Raw genomic sequence first — 1,034 nt, forward strand, 5'->3', positions numbered from 1 at the left:
GTTCTTAGTCCTTGTTGAAAATACCGACAAGGAGTCAAGGAATGAAAGCCAAGCAGGTGCGTGCGCAGTACACGCAGGAATTCAAGTTGGAGGCGGTGCGCCAGGTGAGCACCGGTCAGGCCATCGCAGTGGTGGCCAAGGTCTTGGGGATACCCAAGGCCAGCCTGGGCAACTGGGTTCGCCAGGCAGGCAAAGGGGCATTGAGCGGCGCCGGGGGCGAGGACAAGGCAGTGAAGGTCTCGCCCGAGCAGATGGAGATAGCGCGTCTGCGCGCTGAGGTTGCCCGGCTTCGGATGGAGCGTGACATCGCAAAAAAAGCCGCGGCGTACTTCGCGCAGGACACGCTGCGAGGTACGCCTGGATTCACCAAATGAGGCAGCAGTACCCGGTGAGCGTCTCGTGTGGCGTGCTGGAGGTCAGCGCCAGCGGCTACTTCAACTGGCTGCGCCGCCCACAGGACATGGCTGGCCGTCCTGGCGGGCGCCACAGCGATGAAGCTGTGCTGGCCCACATCCGCGTCATCCATACCGAGGTCAAGGGCGAATACGGCTGGCCCCGGATGCACAAGGAACTGCTGGCCCGTGGCATCAGGGTGGGCAAGGACAGGGTGCGCAAGTTGATGCAGCAGCACGGTATCCGTGCCAGAACCAAGCGCAAGTTTGTGGTCACCACCGACAGCAAGCACAGTCTGCCGGAGGCACCAGACCTGGTGCAGCGGCGCTTCAACCCCGAGGCCCCCAACCAGCTGTGGAGTGGAGACATCACCTATATCGCGACCGACGAGGGCTGGCTGTACCTAGCTGGGGTCATCGACCTGTTCAGTCGCCAGGTGGTGGGCTGGAGCTTGCAGCCGCACATGCAGGCGAGCCTGGTCAAGGACGCGCTGGCCATGGCGTGGTGGCGGCGGCGCCCGCCGCCTGGTCTGATATTCCACAGCGACCGCGGCAGCCAGTATTGCAGCGGCGAGTTCCAGAACGCTTTGAAAGACTGGAAGATGCGCTCATCGATGAGCAGGAAAGGCAACTGCTGGGACA

General features: G+C 63.0%; 1 pseudogene. It reads left to right on the forward strand.

The features are described 5' to 3' along the window. Positions 1 to 41: 41 nt before the first annotated feature. A pseudogene (locus BLW02_RS19450) lies at positions 42 to 1,034 on the forward strand (IS3 family transposase); the annotation flags it as partial.

Origin of the sequence: Acidovorax soli (assembly GCF_900107605.1) — a bacterium.
Taxonomy (GTDB): domain Bacteria; phylum Pseudomonadota; class Gammaproteobacteria; order Burkholderiales; family Burkholderiaceae_C; genus Acidovorax; species Acidovorax soli.